The following is an 8,960-nucleotide window of genomic DNA, read 5'->3' as shown; positions in this document are numbered from 1 at the left end:
GCGATCGGCAGCATCGTGCTCGGCGTGGCACAAGTGTTCGCGCGCATGGGCATCCAGCGGCGCTGGCGGGCGTGGCTGACGGCAAGCGTGCTGACGCGCTGGCTTGGCAACGGCCGCTATTACCAGCTCAATCTCGTCAGCGGCGACCACAAGAATCCGGAATACCGGATCGCGGAGGATCTGCGCGTCGCGACCGATTCTCCGGTGGATTTTCTCGCCGGCGTGACGTCCGCGCTGCTGTCGGCCGTGACCTTCATCGTCGTGCTCTGGACGATCGGCGGCGCGCTCACCGTCACCCTTGCGGGATCGTCGGTGACCATTCCCGGCTTCCTGGTGATCGCCGCGATGCTCTATGCGGGAATCGCATCGGGCTCGATCCTGGTGATCGGCCGCCAATTCGTGCAGGTCTCCGAGGACAAGAACCAGGCTGAGGCCGATTTCCGCTACACGCTGACGCGCGTGCGCGAGAACGGCGAGAGCATCGCGCTGCTCGGCGGCGAGGAGGAGGAGCGCGACGGCATCGACCGCAATTTCACCAACGTGCTGCGGCAATGGGCGCGGCTCGCGGGTCAGCACATGCGCACCACGCTGGTGTCGCAGGGATCGAGCCTCGTTGCGCCGGTCGTGCCGCTTCTGCTGTGCGCGCCGAAATTCCTCGACGGCAGCATGACGCTGGGTCAGGTGATGCAGGCGGCTTCCGCCTTCACCATCGTGCAGAGCGCGTTCGGCTGGTTGGTCGACAATTATCCGCGGCTCGCCGACTGGAATGCCTGCGCTCGCCGCATCGCCTCGCTGATGATGTCGCTCGACGGCCTCGAGCGCGCCGAGCTGGGCGACGGCTTCGGCCGCATCAAGCGCGGCGAGACCAGCAATGACGCCATGCTGGAGCTGAAGGATCTCTCCGTCACGCTCGATGACGGCACCGCCGTGGTCGGCGAGACCGAGGTGGTGATCGAGCGTGGCGAGCGGCTGCTGGTGGCCGGCGAATCCGGCACCGGCAAGAGCACGCTGGTGCGCGCCATCGCCGGGCTCTGGCCATGGGGTGGCGGCAGCGTCAATTTCCATCCCGACCGGCGGCTGTTCATGCTGCCACAGCGACCCTACGTGCCGTCGGGCTCCTTGCGTCGTGCCGTCGCCTATCCCGGCGCGGAAGACGACTGGACGGTCGAGGAGATCGGCGAGGCCCTGCACAAGGTCGGCCTCGACCATCTCAAGGAGAAGATCGAGGAAGAAGCACCCTGGGACCAGACGCTGTCCGGCGGCGAGAAGCAGCGCCTCGCCTTCGCGCGGTTGTTGCTGCACAACCCGGATATCGTCGTGCTCGACGAGGCGACCTCGGCGCTCGACGAGAAGAGCCAGGACAAGATGATGAAGATGATCACCGACGAACTGCCGAAGGCCACCATCGTCAGCGTCGCGCATCGTGTCGAGCTGGAAGCCTTCCACAGCCGCAAGATCGTGCTGGAGCGCCGCAAGGGCGGCGCAAAACTCGTCAGCGATATCGACCTGATCCCGCGCAAGGGCAAGCGCAAGCTGCTCGGCCGCTTCCTGCGCCAGCGCAAGGCGCCGAAAAAGGCGGCGTGAGGGGCGGTCTCTTTTCTTCGTCGTCCCGGCGAAGGCCGGGACGACCCAGAGATTGTTGCCCGGATCGAGCGTTGGAGTCCCCGGCAAAACCGGCTATGCATGCGCCGCTTGCAACGAGGACTTTGACTTGGCGACCGATAATGCCCCTTCGTCCGCGCCGTTCGGCGCGTTTGCGCCGAACGCGGCGCAGGCCGCGATCATTCGCCTCGCGACACAATCGGGGCTGAAGCGCGGCGCGTTCCGGCCCTGGCTGTCGCGATTGGTGAACCTGCTGCGCGGTGGTCCCATCGACGTGCAATACCAGGGCGCATCGTTCCGCTTCTATCACCAGGGCAGCGCCACCGAGCGCGGCGCGCTGTTCAATCCCGATTACAATCTCGACGAGCTCGACTTCCTGCGCCAGCACACCCCGGAGGGCGGCGTGTTCGTCGACGTCGGCGCCAATGTCGGCACCTTCGCGCTGGTGATGGCGCGACAGGTCGGGCCATCAGGCAAAGTGATCGCCATCGAGCCGCATCCGATGACGTTTGGACGGCTGTCGTTCAACCAGGCCGCGTCGAAAGCGACGCAGGTGCGCCTGGTGCAGGCGGCCGCCGGCGACAGCGACGGCGAGCTGATGATCGAGAGCGGCGGCGACAATCTCGGTGCCACGCATGTCGTCACCGGCACGGCCAGCGCCGAGGCGATCAAGGTGCCCTCGCTGCGGTTGACGCGCATTCTCGGCGAGGCCGGCGTCACCAAGGTGGACGCGCTGAAGATCGACGTCGAGGGCTTCGAGGATCGCGTTTTGATCGGCTTCTTCCGCGACGCGCCGCAATTGCTATGGCCGCGCGCGGTGGTAATCGAGCATTTGTCGCAAAAGGAATGGCGGGACGATTGTATCGCCGACATGGTCGCGCGCGGTTTCGTGGTTGCGCGCAAGACGCGGAGCAATACGTTCCTGTCGCGCTGACGACGAACAACGGATGTTACGAATGATCGACCATATGGGCTTCCCGGTCTCCGACTATGAGCGCGCCAAGGCGTTCTACGCCAAGGCATTGGCGCCGCTCGGCTACAGCCTGATCATGGAGGTCACGCAGGAGCAGACCGGACACGATCCAGCCGCCGGCTTCGGCGCCGACGGCAAGCCGGATTTCTGGATCGGCGGCGAGGGCGCGCTGAACAAGCCGGTGCATGTCGCGATTCTGGCGAAGGACCGCGCCACGGTGGACGCGTTCTACAAGGCGGCGATTGCAGCGGGCGGGCGCGACAACGGGCCGCCGGGCATCCGGGCGCATTACCATCCGACCTATTACGGCGCCTTCGTGCTCGACCCTGATGGACACAACATCGAGGCGGTTTGCCACGCGCCGGAATAGATAAGTTCCATCCTTCGGCCGGAACCTCGTTCCGCGCGCGCCGTTGTCGTCCCTTGCAAGAAGGAGCACGACATGGCCAACGACAATGCCCGCGACGTCGACCGCGTATGGGATCTGATGAAGACGATCGGATTCGCGATGCTGGTGACGCGCGATGGCGACAAGCTCCGCGCGCGGCCGATGAGCGCCTATCTCGACCGCAACGCGAACACGATTTATTTCCTCACCGACGCGCGGCGTCACAAGGACGAGGAGATCGCGCGCAATCCGTCCATCAACCTGTCGTTCGCAGATGCCGGCAGCCAGAAATACGTGTCGCTGACGGGCACCGCAATGATCTCCAATGACCGTGCCAAGATCAAGGAGCTGTTCTCGACGCCGGCCAAGGCGTGGTGGGACTCTGCGGAAGATCCGAACATCCGCGTGCTCAAGGTCACGCCTGACGATGCCGAGTTCTGGGACTCGCCCGGCACCGTGATTTCCTATGTGAAGATGGCGGCCGCGGCGGTGACGAACACGCGCCCCGATCTCGGCGACAACCGCAAGGTCTCTATGTAATGCCGATCGAGCCGCCCGAGATACCGCCGTCGACGCCCGGTACGCCCACCGAACCGCCGCCGGGGATTCCGCCGAGCAATCCGCAGCCTGAAATCGCACCGCCGGTGCGCGAGCCCGGCTCGCCAGCGCCGCCCGACGAATTGCCGGGCCGCATGCCTGAAGAGATTCCATCACGCGGACCGAACGGACCGCTCACGCCGAATCCCGCGACGGATGCAAGTCCGCCGCGGGATCGCGCATGAGGCGACGCATCAGATCCGAGGCAATTGCAACCTGCGTCTGAATGCGCAATGAACGTCACCATAGTGAGGTGATTTGCGTGCAGAAATAAATCGGGCCGCGTCCGCTTCGTCCGCCACAATCCGGCCTAACGCGTAGCTGTTCATCCGAACACTTCGTCAAAGAACCTTCCGGGGAAGTTCACCACATGACCAACCTTCGTTTCGTGCTGCTTGCCACCACGGCTCTGACCGCGATGCAATTCGCAAGCTCCGCATCGCATGCACAAGGCGCGCCGCCGCTTGTCGTCGCGCAGGCGCAGCCACAAGAGACCGGCCCTGACGGAAAACCGAAGCAGCCGCCGAAGGGACCACCAGCGGCCGCGCCGCCTGCGGCGCCCGCGCGCCCGGCCGCACCGCCGCCCGCAGCTGCACCTCCCCATCCGCCGGCAGCGCCTCCGCCGGCTGCGGCACCGCCGCGCCCAGCAGCGCCGCCACCGCCCCCGCCACCACCTGCGGCCCGTCCGGCACCGCCGCCGCCGCCGCCGCCACCTGTGGCCCGTCCGGCACCGCCGCCGCCCCCACCGCCGCCCGCCGCCCCGAAGCAACCTGCGCCGCCCCCGGCTGCGGCTCCGCAACAGCACGCGCCGACACCGCCGCCTCCGGCACCGCCTTCCGCGCGCCCGGCTCCCCCGCCGCCAGCACCGCCGTCCGCCGCGGCTCCGCAGCACGCACCGACGCCGCCTGCGGCAGCAACTCCGCAGGGACGCCCAGCGCCGGCGCCCACGGCAACACCGTCGCCTGCGCCGGCCGCTCCGACCGCGCGACCGGGTGCTCCGGCTGCACCTGCAGCCACACCGTCACCGACGGCGACTCCTGCGCCGACCGCGACGCCGGCTCCAGGCAGCACGCCGGGCACGCCGCCGACTGGCCGCCCCGGTACGCCGCCTCCCGGCGGACGTCCTGGTGCGCCCCCGGCTGCAGGGTCACCTGCTCCAGGCGCCACGCCCGCGCCGACGGCCACGCCGACTCCCGGTGGCACTCCGACGCCGCCGCCCGGCCGTCCAGGTTCGCCTCCTGCGCCTAGTGCAACTCCGGCTCCGACAACGACGCCGGCCCCCGGTGGCGCCGTGACACCGCCCCCTGGACGCCAGGGTGGTGCGCCTCCTGCTGGTGCACCCGCTGCCGGAGCTCCGCCGACCCAGCCGCAGGCAGGCGCCCCGCCCCGGCCGCCGGCTCCCCCCGCCGGCGCCGCTGCACCGAGCACCGTGCCGGGCTCGGCGGCTGCGACCCCGCCGCCCAACAGGGCGCAATACGCGGCGCCCACGGTTGCGCCGGCGTTCCGCGCCGCGCCCACGACGACCACGCCCCTGCCGCCACCGCCGCGTCCGCCGCAGCGTGACCTGACGCCGCTCGCGATCGGTGCAGGTGTCGTCGCCGGTGCCGTGATCGGCGCCACCATCGCCGACTACCGCAACCAGCGCCGCGAGTCGGTCGAAGGCGGCCGCACCGTCTACACCGAGCCGGACCGCATCATCATCCGCGATCCGGGTGGGCAGACCTACGTCCGCGGCAACGATCTCTATCGCTTCCGCTATGGCGCCCGCGACATCCGCACCGAAACTGTCGGCGCCGATACCCGCACCGTGGTGATCCGTCCCGACGGCAGCGAGATCATTACCGTTGTAGGTCAGGACGGTCGGCTGCTGCGGCGAATCCGCAGGGACCCGGCCGGGCGCGAGCTCGTCATCATCGACAACAGCTACCGCGATCCGCAGTCGGTCGGCGGTTTCTATGTCGACGCGCCGCCGCCCGTCGTCAACATGCCCTACGATCGCTATATCGTCGACGCCCAGGAGGCCTCGCCGGACGTGATCTACGAGACGATGGTGGCGCCGCCGGTGCAGCGGATCAACCGTCGCTACACGCTCGACGAGATCCGCTACAGCCCGAATGTTCGCATGCAAATGCCGAGCATCGACCTCAACACGATCAACTTCGAGACCGGATCGTGGACCATCCCACCGGACCAGGCGGCGAAGCTGCAGTCGATCGCGGACGGTCTCAACCGTGCGATCCAGGCCAACCCGCGCGTGGTGTTCCTGATCGAAGGTCACACCGACGCGGTCGGCAACGACGTCGACAATTTGTCATTGTCGGACCGTCGTGCGCAGTCCGCGGCCGAATTGCTGACCCAGCAATTCGGTGTGCCGTCTGAAAACCTGACGTCGCAAGGCTATGGCGAGCAGTACCTGAAGGAGCAGACGCAAGGACCGAGCGCGATCAACCGGCGCGTCACCGTCCGCAACATCACGCCGTTGCTCAACGGCGGCCAGGCCTCGCTGCCGCCGCCCCCGCCCGGCACCGCGCCGCCGCGCTGAGGCGACACACAAATGCAAAATGGCCGGGAGCAATCCCGGCCATTTTTTGTTTTGTTTCGTAGCCCGGATGGAGCGTGTCAGCTCTTGTCGCTCTCCAGCCGGAAGATCTGCGAGCCTTCGCTGCCCGAGAGCAGGCCCGTGTCGCTGTAGAGCTTCAGCTTGGCGCGGGTATCGTTGATGTCGAGGTTGCGCATGGTGAGCTGACCGATGCGATCGGCCGGCGTGAACGCCGCGTCCTCGACCTTCTCCATGCTGAGCCGCTCCGGCGCATAGGTGAGGTTCGGGCTTTCGGTGTTGAGGATCGAGTAGTCGTTGCCACGGCGCAGCTCGAGCGAGACCTCGCCGGTGACGGCGCGCGCGACCCAGCGCTGCGCGGTCTCGCGCAACATCAGGGCCTGCGAATCGAACCAGCGGCCCTGGTAGAGCAGGCGTCCGAGGCGCATGCCGCTGATGCGGTACTGCTCGATGGTGTCTTCGTTGTGGATGCCGGTGACGAGGCGCTCATAGGCGATGTGCAGCAGCGCCATACCGGGCGCTTCATAGATGCCGCGGCTCTTGGCCTCGATGATGCGGTTCTCGATCTGGTCGCTCATGCCGAGGCCGTGGCGGCCGCCGATGGCGTTAGCTTCGAGGAACAGCGCGACGGGATCAGAGAAGGTCTGGCCGTTCAGCGCGACCGGCTGGCCTTCCTCGAAACGCACCACAACCTTCTCGGCCTTGACGTTGCAGTCGTCACGCCAGAACGGCACGCCCATGATCGGGTTGACGATCTTGATGCCGCTGTCGAGACTTTCAAGATCCTTGGCCTCGTGCGTCGCGCCGAGCAGATTGCTGTCGGTCGAATACGCCTTCTCGGCGCTCATCTTGTAGGCAAAGCCCTGCGCCGTCATGAACGCCGACATCTCGGCGCGGCCGCCGAGCTCGTCAATGAACTGCTGGTCGAGCCAGGGCTTGTAGATGCGCAGGCCCGGATTGGTCAGGAGGCCGTAGCGATAGAAGCGCTCGATGTCGTTGCCCTTGAAGGTCGAGCCGTCGCCCCAGATGTTGACGCCGTCCTCCTTCATCGCCGCGACCAGCATCGTGCCGGTGACGGCGCGCCCGAGCGGCGTGGTGTTGAAATAGGTGATGCCGCCGGTCGAGATATGAAAGGCGCCGGACTGGATAGCGGCGATGCCTTCGTGGACGAGCTGCGTGCGGCAATCGACCAGCAGCGCTTTCTCCGCGCCGAACTCCATCGCCTTGCGCGGGATCTCGTTGTAATCGGCCTCATCCGGCTGGCCGAGATTGGCGGTATAGGCGTAGCAGCGCGCGCCCTTCTGCTTCATCCAGAGCAGCGCCGCGCTGGTATCGAGGCCGCCCGAAAAAGCGATGCCGACTTTCTCCCCCTTGGGCAGGCTTTTCAGGATCGTGGTCATGGGGCTTCCAATCGGTCTCGAAGGGCTGATGTCGTTTCACGGGTTGACCGCGCGAATATCAAATTTCGCGGGGCTCGGCACCCCTTTAATGGCTCAAACTGACGGCTCGGCACCCGTCTTGCGTCCGAACAGGCGCTGGCGGAGCCGGTAAGCGGGCATGTTCAGCCGAGTCAGGGCGGCATCGACCGCCTCGTCGGAAAACCGGGTCCGCGGCCAGCGGTAAATCAGCGCGTAGGCAAACCAGATCACGACGAAGGTGACGAGGCCGGCGATCGACACGTCGGTGAAGAAATGGCCGCCAAAGGCCATCCGCAGCCCGCTGGTCACGAGGCCGAACACCACGGCTCCGGCATAAGCGAGCGGTCGCCACGCCGGCGGTGCCAGTGCGGCCGGCGCCAGCGTCCAGAACGCGGTCGCGCCCTCGCCCGAGAAGAACGAGCAGTTGCGCGCGCAGCCCCCGCGCGGATCCCACCACGGCACGAATTGCTGGTCGCCGGCGAACTGCGTCACCACCACCGGGCGCGGCCGGCCCCAATAGGACTTGAAGGCGAGATTGGTGAGGATGCCGGCCGACATGATGATCGTGACCAGCAGGAAGACGATCGCGCGACCGGATACCATCAGCGGGCGGTCGGGCCGGACCATCTTGACCACGAGCGCGATCAGCGCAGGCAGCACGAACGCCCAGGCGACCCACATCGCGGCGTCGCGCGCGAAGCCGGCCCAACCGTTCAGCTTGAGCGGAAACGTTTTCGTCTCAGGGTCGAAGAACAGCGCGGCGAGCTTGAGATCAAGCTCGGGATAGAGGCCGAAAACGACGCCGATCACGAGCCACAGCGCCAGGGCGATGAAGAGTCCAGTCCGGTTCATGGCGCGCGGTTTAGCCCAGTGGGAAAGGGATGAAAACCCCGTGACAAGTCAGAAAGTCACCGCGCATCCGGCCGCGAATTCGACGGCAGCGGCGGAGGCGGTTGGCGCGCAGGCGGCGGATTGCGCCAAGCGCCGGCATTGCGGCCGGCGATCAGCCAGTAGACGACGCCGGCGACGATGCCCGCGCCGGTCATGATCTCCAGATGCCGCCGCACAATGCCTTCGAATTGCAGCGTGTCGGAATGAAACGGGACCAGGCCGAGATAGCAGGCGAGCCCCACGACGCCTCCGCCCACGGCATAGGCGAGCGCGCTGCGGATGTAGAGCGCCTCGGTGATCGCCACGATCACCGCCGCCGGCACCAGCGCAAAGCCCGAGACGAAGATGAAGCCGAACCCGAGCAGGATATCGATCGTGCCCTGATCGACGGGACCGGCGCCGAGATCGGCGAACTCCGGAAACAACAGCGCGACGACAACGATCATGCCGCCGACGAAACAGGCGGCGAGGAAGCCGATGAAGATGACGACGAGGCGGCCGATCAGGGACATGATGGGAACGAATTGGTGACTG

General features: G+C 67.0%; 9 protein-coding genes. 6 read left to right on the top strand and 3 right to left on the bottom strand.

Annotation, left to right across the window (positions count from 1 at the left end):
* From IVB32_RS40240 to IVB32_RS40215, 6 genes are all read left to right on the top strand, one after another.
* Window positions 1–1,584 (top strand): ABC transporter ATP-binding protein/permease (locus IVB32_RS40240; protein WP_247413120.1); only part of this gene is annotated, 1,584 nt, incomplete at its 5' end.
* A 127-nt stretch (window positions 1,585–1,711) separates the two neighbouring features.
* On the top strand, window positions 1,712–2,536 hold the full coding sequence (locus IVB32_RS40235) for an FkbM family methyltransferase (RefSeq protein WP_018459774.1): 825 nt from the start codon (window positions 1,712–1,714) through the stop codon (window positions 2,534–2,536).
* A 22-nt stretch (window positions 2,537–2,558) separates the two neighbouring features.
* On the top strand, window positions 2,559–2,945 hold the full coding sequence (locus tag IVB32_RS40230; protein WP_007598770.1) for a VOC family protein: 387 nt from the start codon (window positions 2,559–2,561) through the stop codon (window positions 2,943–2,945).
* 72 nt (window positions 2,946–3,017) lie between these two features.
* Entirely contained in the window at window positions 3,018–3,503 is a 486-nt protein-coding gene (locus IVB32_RS40225) for a pyridoxamine 5'-phosphate oxidase family protein (RefSeq protein ID WP_018459773.1), read from the top strand.
* Entirely contained in the window at window positions 3,503–3,745 is a 243-nt protein-coding gene (locus IVB32_RS40220; protein ID WP_018459772.1) for a hypothetical protein, read from the top strand. Before IVB32_RS40225 ends, IVB32_RS40220 begins: the two co-directional genes overlap by 1 nt.
* Before the next feature lie 185 nt (window positions 3,746–3,930).
* Window positions 3,931–6,102, top strand: coding sequence for an OmpA family protein (locus IVB32_RS40215; protein WP_247413118.1), 2,172 nt, complete (start codon window positions 3,931–3,933; stop codon window positions 6,100–6,102).
* 77 nt (window positions 6,103–6,179) lie between these two features.
* Here IVB32_RS40215 and argG read toward each other — a convergent pair whose 3' ends face one another.
* The 3 genes from argG to IVB32_RS40200 all read right to left on the bottom strand — a co-directional run bounded on the left by argG (window position 6,180) and on the right by IVB32_RS40200 (window position 8,938).
* Window positions 6,180–7,517, bottom strand: a complete 1,338-nt coding sequence (gene argG, locus IVB32_RS40210; protein WP_018459769.1) for an argininosuccinate synthase — start codon at window positions 7,515–7,517, stop codon at window positions 6,180–6,182.
* A 93-nt stretch (window positions 7,518–7,610) separates the two neighbouring features.
* Window positions 7,611–8,387, bottom strand: a complete 777-nt coding sequence (locus IVB32_RS40205; protein ID WP_018459768.1) for a phosphatase PAP2 family protein — start codon at window positions 8,385–8,387, stop codon at window positions 7,611–7,613.
* A 56-nt stretch (window positions 8,388–8,443) separates the two neighbouring features.
* Window positions 8,444–8,938: a hypothetical protein gene (locus IVB32_RS40200; RefSeq protein WP_018459767.1), complete on the bottom strand. Its 495-nt coding sequence runs from the start codon at window positions 8,936–8,938 to the stop codon at window positions 8,444–8,446.
* Window positions 8,939–8,960: the final 22 nt, after the last annotated feature.

This window comes from Bradyrhizobium sp. 23 (assembly GCF_023073295.1).
Taxonomy (GTDB): Bacteria; Pseudomonadota; Alphaproteobacteria; order Rhizobiales; family Xanthobacteraceae; genus Bradyrhizobium; species Bradyrhizobium canariense_D.
The sequence above is the reverse complement of the archived record's forward strand: the minus strand, read 5'-3'. Positions and strand labels throughout refer to the sequence as shown.